Consider the following 17,978-nt stretch of genomic DNA (forward strand, 5'->3'; position numbering starts at 1 on the left):
TCTGGCCTTTGCGCTCAAAATCGGGTAATTGCGGCCTCATTGCAAGCAGCGGCATTTGCCTGTATGGCAGGCCGCTGTTTACCCACCCTGGCTGGAAGGCTGACCCGCATGACCGCGCCCAAGAAGCTGTTTATCAAGACCTATGGCTGTCAGATGAATGTCTATGACAGCGAACGCATGGCCGAGGCGCTGGGCGGCGAGGGCTATGTGGAGACGAAATCGGCGGATGACGCCGACATGATCCTCCTCAATACCTGCCATATCCGGGAAAAGGCAGCCGAGAAAGTCTACTCCGAGCTTGGCCGCTTCAAGGGGCTGAAGGCCGAAAAACCGGACCTGAAGATCGGTGTCGCCGGCTGTGTCGCGCAGGCCGAGGGCGAGGAAATCATGCGCCGCCAGCCGCTGGTCGACCTGGTGGTCGGCCCGCAAAGCTACCACCGCCTGCCCGAGATGGAGGCAAAGACGCGGGAAGGGGAGAAGGTGCTCGACACAGATTTCCCCGAGGAAGACAAATTCGAAAAACTCAAGAACCGCCCCAAGGCCAAGCGCGGCCCGACGGCGTTTCTGACTGTTCAGGAAGGCTGCGACAAGTTCTGTGCCTTCTGTGTCGTTCCTTATACCCGTGGCGCCGAGGTTTCGCGTCCGGCGGACCGTATCCTGCGCGAAGCCCGGGACCTGGTGGAGCGCGGTGTGCGCGAAATCACCCTGTTAGGGCAAAATGTGAATGCCTATCACGGCGCAGGGGCCAATGGGGACCTGACCCTGGCACAGCTGATCTGGGAACTGGACAAGATCGACGGGCTGGAGCGCATCCGTTTTACCACCAGTCACCCGAACGACATGCAGGACGACCTGATTGAGGCGCATGGCACCTGCGCCAAGCTGATGCCGTATCTGCACCTGCCTGTGCAGGCGGGCTCGGATAAAATACTCAAGCGGATGAACCGCTCGCATACCGCTGAAAGCTATCTCCGTTTGATAGAGCGGATCCGTGCTGCGCGTCCTGATATCCTGATCTCCGGCGATTTCATCGTTGGCTTTCCGGAAGAGACCGAGGAGGACTTTCAGGCCACCATGGATCTGGTGGAAGAAGTCAAATACGGCACCGCCTATTCCTTCAAATACTCCACCCGCCCCGGCACCCCGGCGGCAGAGCGCGCGCAGGTGGATCCGGCGGCTGCCGATGACCGGCTGCAGCGGCTGCAGGCCCTGCTGACCAAGCAGCAGCGCGAGGTGCAGGACAGCATGGTCGGCCGCGAGGTTGGCGTCCTGTTTGAAAAGGCGGGTCGTCTGCCGGGCCAGATGGTTGGAAAATCCGACTATTTGCACGCGGTGCACGTAGCCGATTGCAGCCGCGGCGTGGGTGAGCTGGCCCGGGTGCGGATCGTGTCCTCCGGCGCCAATTCGCTGGCGGGCGAGCTGATCGGATAACACACTTCGTCCCGGCCCGAATCTCGCCGGCTGCCCGGCCCGGGCAGCCGTTTTTTCGCGTGCCTGGGCTGGGCAGGTGAGTCCTGATTGCATCGGTTTCGGGAACAATTGCCCTTAGGCGCTTTGAGTGTTCGGCGTTTGTGCTTAATCTGCGCGGAATATCGCTTAATTTAGCAGGTATACTGCATCAATTTCAGGTAGTTTGGCTCTAATGGCCTGAGCGGTGGGCAGCTTTGCGGCAAACACCCTGGGGGAACTTAGGTGAAGGAAATCTGGTTGTGTTGACACTCAAATTGAACAAGGCGATTGCGCTGGCTGCCGCGGCCGCGGCCGCGGCCGCATTCAGCATCGCTGCCGCGCCTGCCAGCGCGCAAAATCAGCGGGTCATCAAGGGCGAACGCTACATTCCCACGATCTGGGTCGATCCGGATGGCTGTGAGCACTGGGTGATGGATGATGGCGCCGAAGGATTCATGACTCCGCATGTGACCCCGGACGGCAAGCCGGTCTGCCGCCGAGGCAATATCTGCGGCGTGATGCCGACCGACCAGTTTTTTGCGACCGACAAGCACTTCATCAATGCCGCGGGCCGCAAGCGCCTGGGTGAGTTCTTCCAGCAAGCCAAGACCAACGGCGCGCGCTCCTTTGTGATCGCAGGCCACACAGACAGCCGCGCCTCGGATGAGTACAACATCCGCCTGTCCGAACGCCGCGCTAATGCGGTGGCCCAGGTGGCCCGGTCAGTCGGTGCCCGGATCAACGATGTCCGCGCCTACGGAGAGCGCGACCCGCGGGTGCCCAACACCAGCGCCGCCAACATGGCGCAGAACCGCCGCGTTGAAATTTACTGCCTGCGCTGAGGGGGAAGAGACCATGCTGATGCGTAAAACACTTGTACTCTTTGCCGCTGCCGCTGCAGTTTCGGCTTGTTCGCCAGCCTTGGACAAGACCACTGACGGGCATGTCGCTGACGGCAGATCGCTGGACTTGTCGAACCTCACAGCCGGCATCTGGGTTGACCCGCAGGGCTGCGAGCACTGGATCATTGACGACGGCCTGGAAGGCTACGCGGACCTGCGCCGCACGCCGGACGGCCTGCCGGTATGCAACAGCGACTTGCCGCCCAACGTCGCCACCGGCCCGTTCAAGGAAGGGTCGACGTTCGCCGACCCGATCTGACCAGTGCAGACCTTTCAAGCTGACAGCCGCCCCCCCCGGGGGCGGCTGTTTTGTTTCAATTGAGTGAATTTCCGCCGCGCCTGCTTGCGCAAACGGTGCGGCCCGGGCAAACTGAAAGTACAAACCCGGAATAAGGAGATCAGCTTGGCCATCGGTGCCCTGAATGACGCGCAAGACCAGACCGCCACCCATGAAGTGCTTCTGGAATTTCCCGACAACCGCTTGCTGATCGACCTCTGCGGCGAATACGACCGCAACTTGGCTGACATCGAACAGAAACTGGGCGTGCAAATTGTCCGCCGCGGCAATCAGCTGTCGGTGATGGGCGAGGATTCGGCGCGTGAACAGGCCGCGGGGGTGCTGACCGCGCTTTACGACCGGCTGGAAACAGGCCGCAGCGTTGAAAGCGGCGATATCGACCGCGAGCTGCGGATGAACCCCGATACAGATGACGCGGAACCTGACGGCCAGCTGCAGATGTTCCGCGGCGGCCGGGTCGAGATCAAGACACGCAAGAAACTGGTGGAGCCGCGCACCGAGGCGCAAAAGGCCTATGTGCATTCGCTGTTCGAAAACGAACTGGCTTTCGGCATCGGCCCGGCCGGCACCGGCAAGACATACCTGGCGGTGGCTGTCGGCGTCTCAATGTTCATCACCGGCCATGTCGACCGCATCATCCTGTCGCGGCCTGCAGTAGAGGCCGGGGAAAAGCTCGGCTACCTGCCGGGTGACATGAAAGACAAAGTCGACCCCTATATGCAGCCGCTTTACGACGCGCTGAACGACTTTCTGCCGGGCAAGCAGCTGGCCAAGCTGATCGAGGACAAGCGCATCGAAATTGCGCCTCTGGCCTTTATGCGCGGCCGCACGCTCTCGAATGCCTTTGTGGTGCTGGATGAAGCGCAGAACGCCACCACCATGCAGATGAAGATGTTTCTGACCCGTCTGGGCGAGGGCTCGCGGATGGTGATTACCGGCGACCGCTCGCAGGTCGACCTGCCTCGCGGAGTGCAGTCCGGACTGGCCGATGCCGAACGGCTGCTGAAGTCGATCCCCAAGATCAGTTTCAATTACTTCACAGCCCGCGACGTGGTCCGCCACCCCCTTGTGGCGGCGATCATCGAGGCTTATGACGCGGACTCCGAACCGGCCTGAGGCCCGAATCCGCCGCGCTCCTTTCATCTTGCCGGAAATACTCCGGGGTGCGGGGGCCGGCCCCCGCTTTGACAGGCGCGCCATGACGCTCGACATTACCATCGAAGACAGCCGCTGGCAGGACGCCGGGCTTGACGCGCTGGCCGGTGAGGCCGTGGCAGCTGTGCTGGCGCATTTTTCCTTGGACCCGGAGGAGTGCGAAATTTCGCTGCTGGCCTGTGATGACCTGCGCATCGCGGAGCTGAACGCCGAGTTCCGCGAAAAGGACAAAGCCACCAATGTCTTGAGCTGGCCAGCCGAAGATTTGGCCGCTGAGGAAGATGGCAGCGCTCCGTTGCCGCCCGAAGCTGATTTTACCGGCGAAATTGCACTGGGCGATATCGCAATCTCCTATGACACCTGCGCCCGCGAAGCTGCAGAAGCAGGCAAGCCATTGGCAGATCATACCCGCCATCTGATTGTTCACGGATTGTTGCATCTCTTGGGATACGATCACATTCGTGACCGCGATGCCGCATTGATGGAAGGGATTGAGGTCCTGGTACTTGGCAAAATGGGTATCGCGAACCCATATATGATTGAGGACGCCTCCTGAGCGGGGCTTTTGGATTGGAAAGATGGGCGACATAGAAGGCAGTTCTAACGCGGCGCAGGGCGCGCTGCAGAACGTGAACGGCACGGCGGCAGAAGCTCCGGCCACTGAAAAAACCGGTTTCTGGGCGCGGCTGTTTGGCGCGTTCACCCCTGAGACGCAGGACGAGGCGGAAGCCGGCAGCGACCAGCCTGCGCCGGGCTCCCAGCCGCATGGCATGATCAACCTGCGCCGGATGCGGGTTGAGGACGTCGCGATCCCCTCAGCCGAAATTTCCGCGGTGCCGGTCACGGTTGCCAAGGAGGATCTGGTTGGAATCTTCCGCCAAAGCGGTTTCACTAGGATCCCCGTTTACGAGGGTACGCTGGACACGCCCCTGGGCTTTGTTCACCTGAAGGACTTCTCTCTCACGCATGGCTTCAATGGCGATGGCGCAGAGTTCGAGCTTTCGCGCATGCTGCGGCCGCTGCTGTTTGTTCCGCCGTCGATGCCGATTGGTGTGCTGCTGACCAAGATGCAGGCCGAGCGCCGCCATATGGCACTGGTGATTGATGAATACGGCGGTGTCGACGGGCTTGTCACCATCGAGGACCTGATCGAACAGGTGGTGGGCGAGATCGAAGACGAGCACGACGCTGACGAATTGCAAACCTGGTTCGAGGAAAAGCCTGGCTGCTATGTGGCTCTGGCCCGCACCTCGCTGCCGGATTTCGAGGCTGAGACCGGCCATTCCCTGACCAGCCACGACGACGTGGACGAGGAGGAGATTGATACGCTCGGCGGATTGGTCTTCATGCTGTCGGGCCGTGTGCCTGCCCGCGGTGAGGTGATCGAACACCCTGAGGGTGCTGAGTTCGAAATCATGGACGCCGACCCGCGCCGGATCAAACGGCTGCGGGTGCGGCTGCCGGACGCCGCCGCATGATCTCATTAGGGCTGCGCCGGGCCGCGCGCCAGCTCCGGCTGGCGCCTGCTGCGCTGGCCTTTGGCGGCGGCGCGCTCCTGTCGCTGGCTTTGGCCCCGTGGCACATCCTGCCTGGTGTGCCCGTTGCACTGGCGCTAGCCGGCTGGCTGATCTTGAGGACCGCTTCAGCCCGCTCTGCTGCGCTGGCAGGCTGGCTGTTCGGACTGGGGTATTTTGCCTTTGGCCTGTCCTGGATCATCGAGCCGTTTCAGATCGACCCGGAACGCCACGCCTGGATGGCGCCGTTTGCGCTGGTGTTCCTGGCTGCCGGCCTGGCGCTGTTCTGGGGCGCTGCCTTTGGATTGGCGGCACGGTTCAGCGCCGGCGCATGGCGGATTCCGATGCTGATTGCCGCCTGGTCCTTGGCTGAGTTTGCCCGTGCCTACCTGCTCACCGGCTTTCCCTGGGCTGCCTTTGGCCAGTTCTGGGTGGAAACCCCGGCGGCGCATATTCTGCCCTGGGCAGGTCCGCACGGGCTTGCATTGCTGACGCTGGCCGCCTTCCTGCCGCTGGTCTTGCTGCGGCAGAATGCTGCGGCTGGCCTGATCCCGTTGGGCCTGGCAGCGGCGGCTGTTTTCGCCGTGCCTGCTCCGCCGGAGGCAGCGATGACGGGTAAAACCGTGCGAATCGTCCAGCCCAACGCCCCGCAGGACCTCAAGTGGCACCCCGACCACCGCTGGGAGTTTGTCCGGCGCGCTGTTGCCTTCTCGGAAGAGGAGCCGCGCGCGGATCTGATCGTCTGGCCGGAAACCGCAGTGCCGCAGCTCATGAACTATGCCGGAGATACGCTGCGGGCCATCTCGGAACGCGCCGCCGGGGTGCCGGTACTGCTGGGTATTCAGCGGGAGGAAGCCGGTGCCTATTACAATTCCGCTGTGCTGCTGGACGGCGAAGGAGAGGTGGCTGCTGCCTATGATAAGGCGCATCTGGTGCCCTTTGGTGAATATGTGCCTTTTGGTGATGTCATGGCCCGGTTCGGGATCTACGGCTTTGCGTCGCAGGCGGGGGCGGGATATGCCGCCGGACCGGGAGCGCAGATCATGGACCTGCCGGTTGGCACGGCGCTGCCGCTGATCTGCTACGAGGCTGTTTTTCCACAGGATGTGAATGCCGCAGCATCCCGGCCGCAGATGCTGGTGCAGATCACCAACGACGCCTGGTTCGGTACCCGCTCCGGCCCCTATCAGCATCTGGTGCAGGCGCAGATGCGGGCATTGGAACAGGGTATGCCGATGATCCGCGCCGCCAACACCGGCGTGTCGGCAATGATCGGGCCGGACGGGCGGCTGCTCGAGAGCCTGGCCCTGGGAGAGGCGGGCTCTATCGATGCGGTGCTGCCGGAACCGCTGCCGCCGACATTCTACAGCCGCAGTGGCGACTGGCCGGTTTTTCTGCTGTGTCTGTTCGGTGCAGTTGCCGCCGCTGCAAGCAGCCGCAGTCTTGCACCGCGGTCATAGCTGCTTAACTTTATCGGAATAAAGATTGACCGGCGCGGCCGCGCCGCGTAATGCGGCTTGACCCTTGCCACAACGGCTTCCTGGCGTGGCAGGCTGAACCCCAATGGAGCACATCTCACATGACCCGTTTGAACTACACTTTCACTTCGGAATCGGTTTCCGAGGGCCACCCGGATAAGGTCTGCGACCGCATTTCCGATGCCGTGCTGGACGCGTTCCTGGCGGAGGAGCCTGAAGCGCGTGTGGCGGCCGAGACATTTGCCACCACGAACCGTGTTGTCATCGGCGGTGAGGTGGGCCTCTCCGACCAGGACAAGCTGCACGACTACATGGGCAAGATCGACGAGATCACCCGTGCCTGCATCAAGGACATTGGCTACGAGCAGGACAAGTTCCACCACGAAACCGTGGAAGTGACCAACCTGCTGCATGAGCAGTCGGCGCATATCGCGCAAGGCGTGGATGCCGCGGCGGACAAGGACGAAGGTGCCGGCGACCAGGGCATCATGTTCGGCTATGCCACTACCGAGACTCCGGCGCTCATGCCGGCACCGATCCAGTATTCCCACGCGATCCTGCGCCGCCTGGCCGAAGTGCGCAAGAATGGCACCGAGCCTGCGCTTGGCCCGGACGCGAAATCGCAGCTGTCCGTGATCTATGAAGGCGGCAAGCCGGTGGGCGTGAGCTCGCTGGTGCTCTCGACCCAGCATCTGGATGAGAGCCTGACATCGGCCGATATCCGCGCGATTGTGGAACCCTATATCCGTGAAACCCTGCCTGAGGGCTGGCTGACCGATGCCACCGAATGGCATGTGAATCCCACCGGCAAATTCGTGATCGGCGGACCGGACGGCGACGCAGGCCTCACCGGGCGCAAGATCATCGTCGACACCTATGGCGGTGCGGCCCCGCATGGCGGCGGCGCCTTCTCGGGCAAGGACCCGACCAAAGTGGACCGCTCGGCGGCCTATGCTGCACGCTATCTTGCCAAGAATGTGGTGGCTGCCGGCATGGCTGAGCGCTGCACCATCCAGCTGTCCTACGCGATCGGCGTTTCCAAGCCGCTGTCGATCTATGCAGATACCCACGGCACTGGCGAAGTTGCGCCAGCGGCGATCGAGAAGGCAATCGATCAGGTGATGGATCTGACCCCGCGCGGCATCCGCCAGCATCTGGGCCTCAACAAGCCGATCTACCAGCGGACCGCGGCTTACGGTCATTTCGGCCGCGATCCGGAAGCTGACGGCGGTTTCAGCTGGGAGCGCACCGACCTGGCCGAAGCGCTGAAGAAAGCCGTTTGAAGCTGGACATTTCAAGCAAGGGGGCGGGCCGCAAGGTCCGCCCTTTTTGTTGGCAGAAAGGCACCCGCCCGGTTCGTCGCATTCAGTGAATACGCCTCACCCGTTGGGCCGGATGCTTTGCGCGCGAAATATTAGGGCAGAATGACTGACTTTCCAGGGCTGGAGTGCGCAGGCAGGACAGGCCATAGTGCGGGGGGTGTTTTGTTCGGCTGCCGGAGGTGTGATGCTGCGGGTTCTGACTGCTTTTTTCTGTTTGACCCTCGGGTCAGGCGCTGTGGCCAAAGACGGGCTGCCGCAGAAATTCAGCCTGCAGGGCCGGACGCTGGTCTATGACACGGAGACCGGGGAAGAGGGGGAGCCTGCCGAAATCTCCGATGAGGATATCGGGCGGCTGCGGGATATCCTGAAACAGAACCCGGATGTTTCTGAACTTCAGCTCAACAGCATTGGCGGCAGTGTCTTTGCGGGCGAAGAGATCGCCGGGCTGGTGCTGGAGCATGAGCTCGATACTTTGGTCGACGGCGAGTGCATCAGTGCCTGTGTCGATGTTTTCCTGGCCGGCAACCGCCGGCGGATGACAATTGGATCGCGTATCGGGTTTCATCAGCGCAGCTGGCCAGCTGCGGCAGTGCACACGTACTATCGCAGCGAGCGCAAGAGGCAGCGATGGGCGACGCCTTTCGAATTTGGCTCCTGGATTTATGTGGATACTCAGCGCGAGATGTATGACCACCTGAGCTATATGGTGTCGCGCGGGGTGGATCCGGGGTTTGCGATTGAGACGCTGCGCACGGAGCCAGGCAGCGAGTGGTTTCCAAGCCGGCTGCGGCTGATCGCGGCGGGTGTGCTGCGGGGGGTAATGACGGACCGGCAGCCGTAACCGGGACGGCGCCGGCTTGACCCTGGGGCCTGCTTGCGGCAGAGGAGCGGCCAGCCCTTTGAAGATGCCCTGAACAGGAGGCCAGACGCATGTCCGGCGACCAGAAGCCCCGCGAAGATCAATCCGCGGAAGCCAAGCCCGCAGCTGCCAATGCCGCAGACAAACACGCCAGCGGCGCACCCTGGCGGAACTTTTACGGCCGTTTCAAGGGCAAGACGCTGAAGGACAGTCAAAAGCGCTACCTGGACGAGGACCTTGCCGCTCTCAGCCCTGGCGCCGTTGGCTGGGACGAGAACCCGGACCGCCAGCCGCTGGACCTGGAGGCGCTGTTCGGCGGCAAGGACGTGTGGCTGGAGGTCGGATTTGGCGGCGGCGAGCATTTGGTGCATCAGGCTGTCAGCAATCGGGATGCCGGCATCATCGGCGCGGAGCCCTTCATCAACGGCGTGGCAATGCTGCTGGGCAAGATCCGCAACGCGGGCGCAGACAATATCGCGGTGCACCCCGGCGACGCCCGGGACCTGATGGATGTGCTGCCTGAGGCCTCTATCTCGCGCGCCTTTCTGCTCTATCCCGATCCCTGGCCCAAAGCCCGCCACCACCGCCGCCGGTTTGTGACACAGGAACATCTGGAGCCGTTGGCCCGCTGCCTGAAGCCCGGTGCGATCTTCCGGGTTGCCACCGATATTCCCGACTACGTGCGCCAGACCCTGGAAGAGGTGCCCAAGGCCGGTTTCGAATGGCTGGCCGAAGGCCCGGAGGACTGGCGGCAGCCCTGGGAAGATTGGATCTCCACCCGCTACGAGCAGAAGGCTCTGCGGGAGGGGCGCACGCCGCACTACCTGACTTTCCGCCGCCGTTGACCGGCAGGCCGGATGTGGCACTATGGCTCTGTTTTTTACGGAGCCATTTGCCATGTCCGGATCGCGGATCACCAATTGCCATATTCATTTGTTTACTGCGCAGCATGTGCCCAGGAACTTTCCTTTTGCGTGGACCAGAGTATTCCGGAAGGATCCGAGCCTGATACTGGGCTTGTCCTGGCTGGCCCGGATTGCCGGCCGCGATGAATGGGCGGATAAGCTGCACAGGCTGTACCAGTTCCAGCAGCAGGGCGCCTTGCCGGATGAGGCGAGCGTTTTTGCAGATGTTGCCGCCCATTATCCCCGTAATACGCGCTTTATTGCCTTGCCGATGGATATGCGCTGCATTGGCCACGGCGAAGTGCCGGTTAGCCTCCGTGAACAGCACGACGCGCTGGCCAGGCTGCGCAGCACCCGGCAGGCACGCGGGGCTGTTATTCCTTTTGCAACAGTGAATCCGCTGGTTCCCGGCAGCGTTGAGGAATGCAAGCGGGCACTGACCGATTTGCGGTTCGCAGGGTTGAAAATCTATCCCCGCATGGGTTTTGCCCCGGACCACCCGGACCTGATGGAGGAAATTTACCCTCTGGTCAGTGACCTCAACTTGCCGGTGATGACACATTGCTCGCGCGGCGGTGTGCAAGGGAAACGCATATGCAATTACCGCGGTGACGCCTTTACCAGGCCCAAGGCGTATCTGCCGGTGCTGCGCCGGTTTCCGCAGATGCGGATCTGCCTCGCGCATTTTGGCGGCCAGGATGACTGGGTGGACTATGCAGCAGCGCAGCCGACCCGGGGCAATGAAAACTGGATGGTGCAGATCCGCGAGATGATAGGCAGCGGGGAATTCCCAAACCTGTGGACTGACATTTCCTACACCATGTTCCACTTTCAGGATCTTGCCCCGATCCTGAAACTCATCCTGACCGGAGGCAGCCTTGAGGCTCGACGGCTTCGGTCCCGGGTTCTGTTTGGCTCGGATTTCTATATGACCCGCCAGGAAGAGCTGAGCGAAAGGGCTGTTTGCATCCGGCTGCGCGAAAAACTGGGGGAAGAGTTGTTCTGGCAGCTGGCTGAGACCGGGCCGGAAGTTTGGCTGGGTGAACGGGACGAAGACAAATCGCTCTGGACCCTTCAGGGGTGATTTTGTAGGGACTTTGCTAACGCTAGCATAGGAAAGGTCTCCTAATGTCCGGACACGGCACGCCCATCCCGATGACTTCGCACCGCTGCGGTCCGCTGACCGGTACAGCTGAGGTGCCCGGCGACAAGTCGATCTCGCACCGTTCGCTGATCCTGGGGGCCTTGTCGGTTGGCGAAACCAAGATCTCCGGCCTGCTGGAAGGCGAGGATGTTCTGGACACAGCCAAGGCGATGCAGGCCTTTGGCGCTGAGGTGGTGAACCACGGCGGCGGCAGCTGGTCGGTGTTCGGCGTGGGTGTCGGCGGCTTTGCCGAGCCGGAAAATGTGATCGATTGCGGCAACTCGGGCACCGGCGTGCGGCTGATCATGGGGGTGATGGCGACCTCTCCGATCACGGCGACCTTCACCGGTGATGCCTCGCTGAACAAACGCCCGATGGCGCGGGTGACTGACCCGCTGGCGCTGTTTGGCACCCAGTCGGTGGGCCGCTCAGGCGGCCGCCTGCCGATGACTATCGTGGGGGCCGCCGACCCGGTTCCGGTGCGCTACGAGGTGCCGGTCCCGTCCGCGCAAGTGAAATCCGCGGTGCTGTTTGCGGGCCTCAACGCGCCCGGCAAGACCGTGGTGATCGAGAAGGAAGCCACCCGCGACCACACCGAGCGGATGCTGGCCGGTTTCGGTGCCGAGATCACCACCGAGGAAACCGAAGAGGGCCGCGTCATCACCTTGACCGGCCGTCCCGAACTGACGCCGCAGGTCATCGCCGTCCCGCGCGATCCGTCCTCGGCCGCCTTTCCGGTCTGTGCGGCATTGATCACACCCGGGTCTGACGTGCTGGTGCCGAACATCGGCCTCAACCCGACCCGCGCAGGCCTGTACTATACGCTGCAGGACATGGGCGCGGATCTAACATTCGAGAACATGCGCGAAGAGGGCGGTGAGCCTGTGGCCGATCTGCGCGCCAAATACTCGCCGAATATGAAGGGCATCGAAGTGCCGCCGGAACGCGCCGCCTCGATGATCGACGAATACCCGGTTCTGTCGGTGGTTGCCTCCTTTGCGGACGGCAAGACCATGATGGCCGGCGTCAAGGAGCTGCGGGTCAAGGAAAGCGACCGGATCGACGCGATGGCCAAGGGCCTGCGCGCCAATGGCGTCACCGTCGAGGAAGGCGAGGACTGGTGGGAAGTCACTGGCCTGGGCATTGATGGCGTGTCCGGCGGCGGCACTTGCGAGAGTTTCCTGGATCACCGCATCGCCATGTCCTTCATGGTGATGGGCATGGGCGCGCAGAACGCGGTCTCCGTTGATGACGGCAGCCCGATTGCAACCTCTTTCCCGATTTTTGAAAGCCTGATGGGCAATCTGGGTGCCAAGCTGGAGCGCACATGAGCGAGAGCTTCACCATCGCCATCGACGGGCCAGCTGCTGCGGGCAAGGGGACGATCTCCAAGGCCGTGGCGGCGCATTACGGATTTGGCCATCTGGACACTGGCCTCTTGTACCGGGCTGTCGGTGCAAGGATGCTGGAGGGCGTGGCCCCCATTGAGGCGGCGCAAAATCTGACACCTGACGACCTGGCACGCGATGATCTGCGCGGGCCGGAGGTGGCTCAGGCCGCTTCCAAGGTGGCAGTGGTTGCCGAAGTGCGGGCGGCGCTGGTGGACTTCCAGCGGGCGTTTGCCCGTCGGGTGGGCGGCGCGGTGCTGGACGGGCGCGACATCGGCACCGTGATCTGCCCTTATGCGCAGGTGAAACTGTTTGTCACGGCCAGCGCCGAGGTGCGGGCGCGGCGGCGGTTCCTGGAACTGACTGCGGCGGGCAAAGTGATCTCTCTGGAAGAGGTCCTGGCTGATGTGAAGGCGCGTGATGACCGCGATATGAACCGGGCAGAGGCGCCGCTGAAACCGGCCGAGGATGCGGTGCTGATCGATACCAGCGATCTCAGCATCGAAGACGCGCTGGCCGCGGCACTGGCGGTGATCGAAGAGCGCCGCTCTGCAAGCTAATCACCCGCAGCTGATGCAGCAGCTGCGGGCGGAGGGACAGCAGGACGGAGCAGTGCTGCCGCCCCTCTGGGACACGGGTGCGCTTGGGATCAGAGCTCGCCGACGGCGGTGTGCTTGATCTGGCCCCACTGAGTGTCCGCGGTTTTGGCAGTTCCGGCCACGTCTTCCAGGAAGGCGGCGCGGGTGGCGGCGTTCAGGAACAGGAACAGCTTGCCGTCGTGCACCAGGTACTGGTCCGGGTCGCCGTCAAACTTCTTGCCGACCGACACGCCGTAGGAGCAGAAGCCGCCATGCTGCGGCAGGTATTTCGCCGGGTTGGCTTCGAAGGCGGTCTTGTTCTCTTCGGAGGCAAAGTAGTACGACGCGCCGTCCACGGTTGCAGAGTAGTTTGCCACACCTTCCACCGGGTTGCGGCTGTCGAGCAGCGCCACCAGGTCGACGCCATGGGCCGCCAGCGGCGCGCCGCCGGCCGAGATACCGTTGGAGACGTTGACCTCATCGGCGGCAAAGGCCGGGGCTGCCAGGGCGGCGGAGAGCGAAATCAGGGCGGTTGTCAGAAGCGTTTTCATGTTGATCCTCATCAGGTTCGGTTGCTGTTTCGGTTTGTTCAGGACAGGCTGTTTGGCCCGGTGATCTGAAGCTAAGTCCGCATGGCTGGACGTTTAATCTCTGATCGTTCGGGTGATTTTGCAGATCGTCCGGAACTCTGGCGTGCCTGCTTTCACGCGTGCTCACCGATCTGTGCATGGAGCCTGGGCCCGCGCGGCAGTAGCCTGAGGGTGCTTTGCTGAAGAGGAGGTGCCGACATGGCCTGGCTGCGGACATTTGTGACTGCCTGTGTATTGGCGGCGCCTGCCTGGGCGCAGGAGGCCCCTGAACCTCCTGAGGCGACCGAACCGCCGATGACCTATGAACGCCTCGGGCGGATCATCTTTGCGCTGGATGAGAATGCGCAACCGATGGGCGCGGGCTTTCAATTGTCCATTTCAGGAGTGCCGATGCTGGTGGTGACCGACCCTGCAGCGGACCGGATGCGGGCGATGGTGCCGCTGCGCCCGGCCGAGGGGCTGACAGCAGAAGAGCTGATGCGGATGATGCAGGCCAATTTCGACACGGCGCTGGATGCCCGCTATGCGGTGGCCCGCGGGCAGCTGTGGGCGGTGTTCATTCACCCGCTGTCGCCATTGGAGAAGGATCAGCTGATTTCCTCGCTGGGCCAGACCGTCAATATCGCCCGCACCTACGGCACTCTCTATACTGGCGGGGCGCTGCAATTCGGCGGTGGCGACAGCCCGGGGATCCAGCGGCAGCTGATTGAGGAACTGCTGGAAAAGGGTGAAGAAATCTAACACCTGGCATGGGTTGAATATGTCTCTGCAGTGGTACGAAATTCAGCCCGGTTGCACGGTCAGGCGATAAATTTCGTCACCTGAAAAGCGGAATAATACGCGCCAAATCGCAAATCGCAGCCTAGAGTCGCTGCAAACGGTTTGGAGAGCGCATATGACCACATTCGAGGACCGGCTGATCGCGCTGCGCCGCGATTTTCACCGCCATCCTGAGCTTGGTTTTCAGGAAGAACGCACCAAGGCCAAAGTGGCGGAGCATCTCCGCGGGCTCGGGCTGGAAGTGCATGAAGGGGCAGGGGTTGTCGGCCTGCTGCGCGCCGGACAGGGCAACAGGGCCATCGGATTGCGCGCCGACATGGACGCGCTGCCGATCACGGAAATCTCGACCCATGATTATGTCTCGGAAACGCCGGGAAAGATGCACGCCTGCGGCCATGACGGCCATATGACGATGCTGCTTGGCGCCGCTGAACGGCTGGCACAGGAACGGGATTTTGATGGCACCGCGGTGTTTATCTTCCAGCCCAACGAGGAGCACGGGCTGGGCGCGCAGGCGATGATTGCCGAGGGCGTGCTGGAGAAGTTTCCGATCGAAGAGGTTTATGCCATTCACAACCTGCCGGGCGCGCCGGCGGGGCAGGTCTCGACCCGGCCGGGACAGATCTGCAACAGCGAAAGCCTGTTTGAAATCTCGATCAAGGGGCAGGGCGGCCATGCCTCGATGCCGCAGGCGGGGGTGGATGCAATCACTGTCGGCGCCGAGATGGTGCTCGCGCTGCAGACCATTGTGTCGCGCAAACTGGCACCAGGGTCCGGGGCTGTGGTTTCGGTCACTGAGTTCCTGACCGACGGCCAGCGCAACGTGCTGCCGGGCCATGCAGTGCTGAAGGGTGATGTGCGGGCACGGGTGCCTGCGGACCGGGAGGCGGTTGAGCGCCTCATGCGCCAGATCGCGGCCGGTGTTGCCAGCACCCACGGAGTGGAAGCGGAAGTAAGCTTCAACACAGAGTTTGTTGAGGCCATCAACGCGGAAGGACCCGTTGAGGCCGTCTATCGCGCCGGCGAGGCCGCGGGCTGCGAGGTGATCCGCAACCGGCCGCCGATGAGCTTTTCCGAGGACTTTGCCCATTTCTCGGCAGCTGTGCCGGGCTGCTTCCTGCTGCTGGGCAATGGTGAAGAGGGCCCCAACGGCCAGCCGCTGCATTCGGCGGATTATGATTTCAACGATGCTCTGCTGCCGATTGGCGCAGAGTTCTGGGTGCAGCTCGTGCGTGACCGGCTGCCAGCGGGAAAGGACTGACCATGTTTGACAAATTTGCAGTGGCGATGAGCCATGCGGCAGGAAGCCCGAAGGCAGGTGAGGCGGCCTATACCGTTCTGTCCGAACAGGATTTCGGCAATGCTCAGGCGGAAATCACCGCTTGGGACGGCTATGAAGCAACGCCGCTGGTCTCGCTGGCCGGCCTGGCGGGCAAGATCGGCGTCGGCCGTATCGACTACAAGCATGAAGGGCCGCGCTTTGGCCTGGGCAGCTTCAAGGCGCTGGGCGGGTCATATGCAGCTCTGCGGGTATTGCAGCGGGAACTGAGTGCGCAGCTGGGCCAGGACGTCAGCCTGGAATCCATCCGCAAGGGCGAGCATAGGGAAGCCTGCGCCGGGATCACACTGGTGTCTGCCACCGACGGCAACCACGGCCGCTCTCTGGCATGGGGCTGCCAGCGGTTCGGCGCGCCCTGCCGGATCTACATCCACGCCGAAGTCAGCGAAGGCCGTGCCGTGGCCATGCGCGAGCTGGGTGCCGAGGTGATCCGGATCACGGGCGACTACGACGAATCCGTGCTGCTGGCCAAGAAAGAGGCAGATGAGAACGGCTGGTTCGTGGTCTCCGATACCTCCTGGGAAGGCTACACCGAGCCGCCGCGCGACGTGATGGCTGGCTACAGCGTGATGACCCGCGAGGCCTGTGAAGCTCTGGAGCATGCGCCCACACATGTGTTCCTGCAGGGCGGTGTCGGCGGCCTGGCGGCTTCGGTTGCGGCCGGTCTGCGCCAGTACTACGGGGAAAACGCCCCGCGGGTGGTGATTGTTGAACCCGAGCTGGCCGCCTGCCTGTTCGACAGCGCCCGCAACGGCAAGGCAACGAATTTTGCCATTCAGGAAGAGACCATCATGGCGGGTCTTTCCTGCGGCGAACCGTCGGAAATGGCATGGGAGATCCTGGCCGAGGAGTCTTCGGACTTCCTGACCATCCCGGACAGCATCGTGGCGCCCACGGTGCGGCTGCTGGCCAATTCTGAGACCGGCGATCCCGTGGTTGAGGCCGGCGAAAGCGCGGTGGCAGGGCTGGCCGCCGTCATCGCGGCGTGCCAGTCGGCAGAGATGAAGGGCACCCTGGGACTGGATGCAGAGTCCCGCGTGCTGCTGATCGGGTCCGAAGGTGTGACCGATCCGGCAATCTTTGCTGCGATCATGGAAGGGAAAGACCATGTCTGACGCGCCCTTGCGCGGGTTTCCGGATGCGGAATTTGCAGCCCGGACTGAAAAGGCACAGGCGTTGATGGCACAGCAGGGGCTCGACGGGCTCCTGCTGCTGACCGAGCCGGAGGTGCGCTATTTCAGCGGTTTTCACACGCTGTTCTGGCAGAGCCCGACCCGGCCCTGGTTTCTGTTTGTGCCGCCTGCGGGCAAACCGATTGCCATCATCCCGGAGATCGGCGCCGACCTGATGCGCCGCACCTGGATTGAGGACATCCGCACTTGGAGCGCGCCCGCACCCGAGGATGACGGCCTCAGCCTGCTGACCGAGCTGCTGTCGCCGATTGCCGGGCGCGGCGGCTCGATCGGGGTGATGAAGGGGCATGAAACCGCGCTGCGTATGCCGCTGGGCGACTATGAACGGCTGATGGCCGGTCTGCCGGGACTGAAGGTGGCGGATGCAACTCCGCTGGTGCGCAGCCTGCGGATGGTGAAATCCGCAGCCGAGATCGAAAAGCTGAGCCATATCTGCGGCATTGGTTCGCGGACATTTGCACGGGTGCCGGAGATTGCCCGTGAGGGGCAGCCTTTTGAAGACCTGTTCCGCGCCTTCCGCCGCGAGGCGTTGGCCCAAGGGGCAGACGATGTGCCTTATCTGGTCGGCGGCGCCGATCAGGGCGGCTATAGCGATGTGATCTCTCCGCCGACCAGCCGCCCGCTGCAGGCGGGGGATATCGTGATGCTGGATACCGGCTCCACCTGGGACGGTTACTTCTGCGACTTCGACCGCAACTTTGCCATTGGACAGGCCGATGACCTGTCGAAACGGGCCTATGATGTCCTGTGGCGGGCCACCGAAGCGGGAATCGAAGCAGCCAGGCCCGGCGCCACCTGCCGGGATCTGTTCACCGCGATGCAGTCTGTGATCGCGGAAATGGATGATCAGGGCGGCGACGTTGGACGGCTGGGCCACGGGCTGGGGATGCAGCTCACCGAATGGCCTTCGCACGCGGCGTTTGACGGCACGGTGATCGAGGAGAACATGGTGCTGACCCTGGAACCCTCGCTGGGCTATGGTGACGGCAAAATCATGGTGCATGAGGAAAACATCGTGATCCGGCCTGGCGGTGCGGAGCTGCTGACAACGCGTGCAGCACCCGAACTGCCTGTGATTTAAAGG

General features: G+C 62.8%; 18 protein-coding genes and 1 riboswitch. Of the genes, 17 read left to right on the top strand and 1 reads right to left on the bottom strand.

Features of this window, described 5'->3' with window-relative positions; genetic code table 11:
* Positions 1-108: 108 nt before the first annotated feature.
* From miaB to RA20_RS02740, 13 genes are all read left to right on the top strand, one after another.
* Complete coding sequence (miaB, locus tag RA20_RS02680) at positions 109-1,431, top strand: tRNA (N6-isopentenyl adenosine(37)-C2)-methylthiotransferase MiaB (protein WP_039124374.1); 1,323 nt, start codon at positions 109-111, stop codon at positions 1,429-1,431.
* A gap of 278 nt (positions 1,432-1,709) precedes the next feature.
* Complete coding sequence (locus RA20_RS02685; protein WP_446720147.1) at positions 1,710-2,291, top strand: OmpA family protein; 582 nt, start codon at positions 1,710-1,712, stop codon at positions 2,289-2,291.
* Between the two features lie 13 nt (positions 2,292-2,304).
* Complete coding sequence (locus RA20_RS02690) at positions 2,305-2,610, top strand: hypothetical protein (RefSeq protein WP_039124379.1); 306 nt, start codon at positions 2,305-2,307, stop codon at positions 2,608-2,610.
* A gap of 144 nt (positions 2,611-2,754) precedes the next feature.
* Positions 2,755-3,765: a PhoH family protein gene (locus RA20_RS02695; RefSeq protein ID WP_039124500.1), complete on the top strand. Its 1,011-nt coding sequence runs from the start codon at positions 2,755-2,757 to the stop codon at positions 3,763-3,765.
* 82 nt (positions 3,766-3,847) lie between these two features.
* Complete coding sequence (gene ybeY, locus RA20_RS02700; protein WP_039124381.1) at positions 3,848-4,360, top strand: rRNA maturation RNase YbeY; 513 nt, start codon at positions 3,848-3,850, stop codon at positions 4,358-4,360.
* Positions 4,361-4,382: 22 nt separating this feature from the next.
* Positions 4,383-5,282, top strand: a complete 900-nt coding sequence (locus RA20_RS02705) for a hemolysin family protein (protein WP_039124383.1) — start codon at positions 4,383-4,385, stop codon at positions 5,280-5,282.
* Positions 5,279-6,778, top strand: a complete 1,500-nt coding sequence (lnt, locus tag RA20_RS02710; protein WP_039124385.1) for an apolipoprotein N-acyltransferase — start codon at positions 5,279-5,281, stop codon at positions 6,776-6,778. The genes RA20_RS02705 and lnt overlap by 4 nt, the downstream gene beginning before the upstream one ends.
* A 61-nt stretch (positions 6,779-6,839) precedes the next feature.
* A riboswitch (SAM-SAH riboswitch) is annotated at positions 6,840-6,889 on the top strand.
* 8 nt (positions 6,890-6,897) lie between these two features.
* Positions 6,898-8,079 (top strand): methionine adenosyltransferase, encoded by a 1,182-nt coding sequence (metK, locus tag RA20_RS02715; protein ID WP_039124386.1) that lies wholly within the window; start codon positions 6,898-6,900, stop codon positions 8,077-8,079.
* Positions 8,080-8,302: 223 nt separating this feature from the next.
* Positions 8,303-8,959 (top strand): COG3904 family protein, encoded by a 657-nt coding sequence (locus tag RA20_RS02720; RefSeq protein WP_039124388.1) that lies wholly within the window; start codon positions 8,303-8,305, stop codon positions 8,957-8,959.
* Between the two features lie 89 nt (positions 8,960-9,048).
* Entirely contained in the window at positions 9,049-9,822 is a 774-nt protein-coding gene (gene trmB / locus RA20_RS02725) for a tRNA (guanine(46)-N(7))-methyltransferase TrmB (RefSeq protein ID WP_039124390.1), read from the top strand.
* Between the two features lie 52 nt (positions 9,823-9,874).
* On the top strand, positions 9,875-10,966 hold the full coding sequence (locus tag RA20_RS02730) for an amidohydrolase family protein (protein WP_193748757.1): 1,092 nt from the start codon (positions 9,875-9,877) through the stop codon (positions 10,964-10,966).
* 44 nt (positions 10,967-11,010) lie between these two features.
* A complete protein-coding gene (gene aroA, locus RA20_RS02735) occupies positions 11,011-12,357 on the top strand; it encodes a 3-phosphoshikimate 1-carboxyvinyltransferase (RefSeq protein WP_039124393.1) in 1,347 nt (448 codons plus the stop codon).
* A complete protein-coding gene (locus RA20_RS02740; RefSeq protein ID WP_039124395.1) occupies positions 12,354-12,974 on the top strand; it encodes a (d)CMP kinase in 621 nt (206 codons plus the stop codon). Before aroA ends, RA20_RS02740 begins: the two co-directional genes overlap by 4 nt.
* A gap of 89 nt (positions 12,975-13,063) precedes the next feature.
* Here the strand turns inward: RA20_RS02740 and RA20_RS02745 are convergent, their stop codons facing one another.
* A complete protein-coding gene (locus RA20_RS02745) occupies positions 13,064-13,543 on the bottom strand; it encodes a YHS domain-containing (seleno)protein (RefSeq protein WP_039124397.1) in 480 nt (159 codons plus the stop codon).
* Between the two features lie 237 nt (positions 13,544-13,780).
* Between RA20_RS02745 and RA20_RS02750 the strand changes: the two genes are divergently transcribed.
* The 4 genes from RA20_RS02750 (at position 13,781) to RA20_RS02765 (ending at position 17,975) form a co-directional block, all read left to right on the top strand.
* Positions 13,781-14,323, top strand: coding sequence for a hypothetical protein (locus tag RA20_RS02750; protein ID WP_039124399.1), 543 nt, complete (start codon positions 13,781-13,783; stop codon positions 14,321-14,323).
* Between the two features lie 154 nt (positions 14,324-14,477).
* A complete protein-coding gene (locus RA20_RS02755) occupies positions 14,478-15,623 on the top strand; it encodes an amidohydrolase (RefSeq protein ID WP_039124402.1) in 1,146 nt (381 codons plus the stop codon).
* A gap of 2 nt (positions 15,624-15,625) precedes the next feature.
* On the top strand, positions 15,626-16,816 hold the full coding sequence (locus RA20_RS02760) for a diaminopropionate ammonia-lyase (protein WP_039124405.1): 1,191 nt from the start codon (positions 15,626-15,628) through the stop codon (positions 16,814-16,816).
* A complete protein-coding gene (locus tag RA20_RS02765) occupies positions 16,809-17,975 on the top strand; it encodes a M24 family metallopeptidase (protein ID WP_039124407.1) in 1,167 nt (388 codons plus the stop codon). The genes RA20_RS02760 and RA20_RS02765 overlap by 8 nt, the downstream gene beginning before the upstream one ends.
* Positions 17,976-17,978 lie beyond the last annotated feature (3 nt).

Source organism: Leisingera sp. ANG-Vp, from assembly GCF_000813725.1.
Taxonomy (GTDB): Bacteria; Pseudomonadota; Alphaproteobacteria; order Rhodobacterales; family Rhodobacteraceae; genus Leisingera.